Source organism: Acidiphilium sp. PM, assembly GCF_000219295.1.
Classification (GTDB): domain Bacteria; phylum Pseudomonadota; class Alphaproteobacteria; order Acetobacterales; family Acetobacteraceae; genus Acidiphilium; species Acidiphilium multivorum.
Genome location: NZ_AFPR01000596.1, coordinates 1 through 3,309, shown reverse-complemented (window position 1 = coordinate 3,309; position 3,309 = coordinate 1). Strand labels below are relative to the sequence as shown.

At 66.7% G+C, this 3,309-nt stretch carries 3 protein-coding genes and 1 pseudogene; 2 read left to right on the top strand and 2 right to left on the bottom strand.

Annotated elements, in window-relative coordinates; translation table 11 throughout:
• Together APM_RS19200 and APM_RS19195 are read right to left on the bottom strand one after the other, a co-directional pair.
• Positions 1–421: pseudogene (locus tag APM_RS19200) on the bottom strand (hypothetical protein); the annotation flags it as partial.
• Positions 422–430: 9 nt separating this feature from the next.
• On the bottom strand, positions 431–985 hold the full coding sequence (locus tag APM_RS19195; protein WP_007425056.1) for a hypothetical protein: 555 nt from the start codon (positions 983–985) through the stop codon (positions 431–433).
• Between the two features lie 263 nt (positions 986–1,248).
• On the opposite strand from APM_RS19195, the gene APM_RS19190 reads away from it, so the two are divergent.
• The gene (locus APM_RS19190) at positions 1,249–1,587 is read left to right on the top strand and encodes a hypothetical protein (protein WP_007425055.1); all 339 of its coding nucleotides are present in this window, start codon (positions 1,249–1,251) and stop codon (positions 1,585–1,587) included.
• A gap of 62 nt (positions 1,588–1,649) precedes the next feature.
• Positions 1,650–3,309: toprim domain-containing protein (locus APM_RS19185; RefSeq protein ID WP_241763228.1), on the top strand; the 1,660-nt coding region annotated here is incomplete at its 3' end.

The following is a 3,309-nucleotide window of genomic DNA, read 5'->3' as shown; positions in this document are numbered from 1 at the left end:
TGATGGCGGTTTGTTTTTCGGCGATGGCGAACTCCATGAAGTCCTGGAGCCAGTCGCGAACGGCGGCCTGGTTGAAGGTGTCCGGCCGAGCGACCCCGCCGAAATAGGTCGAGAACGTCGCGTTGGTGGGGTCAATGTCAGCCAGGAGCGGCGCTTTCCCGTCCCGCTGCGCCATCTCCACGATCCAGCGCAGGAAGGTGGTTTTGCCGGTTTTGCCCCGGCCGGCCGTCAGGATGATCTTGGGGCGATCGGCGAGATCGAGGCCCTGGGCGACGGGTTCGATGCTGGATTGCTCGCTGGTCAGCAGCGGTTTGATTTCCGCAGGCTTGAGCCCGGCGGTCGAGCTGCCGGGGCGGAATACGGGGGTTGTGGGTTTGTGGGCGCCGTTGGGTTTCTTTTCTGATGAGGGGGCCTCAGTCATCAAATTCTCCTATCGGGATTTGTCGCCTCTCCATTTCGGATCGTCGGGATCGGCCGGAGCTGTTGGATCGCCAAGGGCACGGCGTTCCGCAGCAGAAACGCCGCGGCCCTCATTTCTCATCCATGACCGTTGAAACTTGGGTGCCGGCTGGGCCGCCTGGTCAGCCGGAGCAGTTGGATCGCCGAGGGCCTGGCGTTCTGCGGCGGAAACACCCCGGCCCTCATTCCGCAAACGCACAAACTCGAATTTCGGTTCGGCCGCCGGCGTGCTGACCGGGGCCGCCGCAGCCGGGCGCCCTTCGGCCCGCTGCTTGGCGACCAAGCGCCGCGCCCGCAGCCAATAATTTTCGACCGTGCGCGGCGTGAGCGGCTGGCCCGTGCGCGAGACCAGCCCGGCCGCCGCGAAGTGCTCCGCCAACCCCTTCCAATGTGCTCCATGCTTGTCGAGGAGGGCGGCAAATTCGTCGTGGTGCTCGATAAACCAGACCATCAACGGGGAGCGCCGACGAAGGCCGGAAGCCATCGCCGCACCGAGCTTTTCAATATCGAGATCAGGTGCGGGCATAGCGAATCCTACCGATTTCAACCTCAGAACGTCAATAGATCGCAGCACAACCGCAGCATATTCACAGCATTATGCGCGCCATAGTCGCGGCGATACCGATCCAGATTCACAGCAAAATCACAGCAAATTCGCGTCATGAAGCCCGCCAAAGCCCCGCCACTGTGCGGGCGGAAAGTTCAGGAGAGAAGTTACAGACCATTGCACCTATGGAGCTTGCGGCGCAAGTGACAATGGCGCTACGGTAACGTCAGGAGTTCCGCCCGATGCCAGAGCCCGAAACCGCACCGTCGCCCCCGAAAGATGACCGCCTCGATGCCGTTATCCAGGCGCTGCGGCTGATGATCGAAACGCAGAACACGCACAGCCAAATGCTGGCACGGCTGATCGAGTTGGCGACCCCTTCGGAAGAAAGCCCGCTTGAGGAAGCTCTGGCACGGATCGCCGGTGCGCTGCGCGACCAGACCACCGCGCTCCTGCAAATCGGCACAACGCTGGACGGGTTGGGGGCAGAGGTTGAGGCCGGGGTGATGCGTGGCCTGGCCACGGCGCTCGAGCCGGACGACGACGGATCGCAGTCAGAGGCAGGCGGAGAGACGTGCTGACGTTCCGCGCCGGTGCGGCCTCCACTTCATCCGGTGCCGCCGGAAAGATGGCGGATCACCTGATGACCATGACACTGCCGGGGTTCGAGCAGGATATGGCGGCGTATTATCAGCGCGGCATGACCGTCGAGGGCGGGCTTTGGCAGCCAGGCACGGCAGCGGCGGAAGATAACGCGGCGGCCACCGCGACGGACGCGGCCCGCCCAGGCACCATTCCCGAGCCCCGCCGGGATATGCACCCCACCGTTGCCGCCGCGCTGGGGATCGACACGTCGCGCCCGCTGACCCGTGACGAGATTGCCGAGCTGCTGGCGGGCAATCGAGCGGATGGCGAGAAGATCGCGGGCAAACAGTATCAGCGCGCGGTGACGCCGCTTGCCGAAGTGTTTGGGCTTGATCCGATGCGGTTGCCGACCCGCGCGGAACTGGAAAACCTCCTTGCCGGCAAACGGGCTGACGGATTTGATCTGCCGGCCGCGCCAGTCGAGGCGGCCCCCGCGATCACTCCGCAGACCGCAGCGCCAGAGGCTGTTGAGGCGCACGAGGCGGAGGATCGCGATGCGGCCCTTGCCGCCGAAGCGGCGGCGCTTGGCGAGCTGGGAAGTGCGGCCGATGGCCCGCCGCCCTGGCCGGAAGATTTTGTGCCGCCCCCGATGGAGGAGGTGGCCGGGTATGATCGGGATGCGGCGCTGGCGGCCGACTGGCAGGCGGATATTGCGCGGGGCGGTGAACCGGCGGTGCCGCCGTGTGGCCCGGCGGCCGAGGATCGGCCAGCGGAACCCCGGGCGATCGACGTTGCGGCGGCGCTTGATGCCGCCGGTGTGCCCTACCGGACCAGCGGCGGCCGGTTGCGCCTGCAAGCGACCTGGCGCGGAGGGGAAAGCTGGACGGTTTCGGTCAACGCCACAACGGGTCAATGGACCGACTTTGCCGCCAGCGAAGGCGGGCGGTTCGAGAGCCTGGTGCGCCGGCTGGGCGTCAAAGCCGAGGCGGTCGAGCTGGATCCCGAGGCGGCCAAGGCGGCGCGTACTGCCGAGATACGGCGCAACGTCTTTCGCAAGAGCATTGCCGGGAAGCTCTGGGATGAGGCGATTCCGGGCACTGGCGAGCTGCACGCTCCGAGCTTGCACGGGTCTGCGGGGCAGAAGTTGCAGCAGCGGACAGCGCATGCGGCGCGCGTGGACGAGGCCGCGGCCCTGCGGGCGTCAGCCCGGGCCTATCTCAGCGGGCGCGGCCTCGATGATGATTGGCTGATGAGCCATGTGCGGCTGGTCCGGCCGCATCCGAACTATGATGCGGCGGAAGTGGCGGCCGGTGCGGCGGTGGTGATGCTGACGCCGATGTTCGGCCAGGATGAGGATGGCCGGGTGCGGCTGACCGGCGTGCAGCGCACCTATCTGACCGAAGGCGGAGCAAAAATCGGCCGCCGGATGCTGGGGGCCTCGGGCGCCTGGCTGCTGCATCCGCCGGCTGGCGCAGCGGTGCCGATCGGTGGCCATGACCAGGCCCGGGTTGCCGGTGAAGGGTTCGAGACCGTCGCGAGTGTCGTGCAGGCAACGCGGCAGGCTGGTGTTGTTGGCTACAATGCTGGCGGCCTGGTGGCCTGGGCCGGGCAGTTCAGCGGCTCGACGCCGGTTGTCCTGCTGGCCGATCGCGACAATGCCCGCCTCCATAATGGCCGTGATGTTGGCGAGGCCGGGCAGAAGGCGGCCGCCAAGGCAG

What these genes read in the sequence shown, in the direction of transcription:
- APM_RS19195 (WP_007425056.1), bottom strand. Translation starts at nt 985, where the DNA reads ATGCCCGCACCTGATCTCGATATTGAAAAGCTCGGTGCGGCGATGGCT.
- APM_RS19190 (WP_007425055.1), top strand. Translation starts at nt 1,249, where the DNA reads ATGCCAGAGCCCGAAACCGCACCGTCGCCCCCGAAAGATGACCGCCTC.